1 protein-coding gene is annotated in these 244 nt (G+C 29.5%); it reads right to left on the bottom strand.

The genetic code is table 11. The features are described 5' to 3' along the window. Positions 1-55 precede the first annotated feature (55 nt). Positions 56-244, bottom strand: a 189-nt coding sequence (locus ACWA1B_RS23400) for a hypothetical protein (RefSeq protein ID WP_456911079.1), incomplete at its 5' end; no start/stop codon positions are given.

Raw genomic sequence — 244 nt, 5'->3', positions numbered from 1 at the left:
AATCGGCAAGTACATAACACATAAGGCACTTACGAGATATTTCATGTGTGCCTCTTTAAAGAGATGTTTGCTTACCGTTAATATTCAATGAAATATTATATTTATGATCCGCTTGAAATTTAAAATCAGGGCTAATATTAAAATTTCTTGCTTTGCCAGCAAGAATATAACCATTCACCGTATTTACTTTAATGGCATAGCTTTTATTTTCTGTTACATCAACAAGTGTTAAATTATTTAAAAG

Source organism: Flavobacterium xizangense (genome assembly GCF_054075145.1).
The sequence above is the reverse complement of the archived record's forward strand: the minus strand, read 5'-3'. Positions and strand labels throughout refer to the sequence as shown.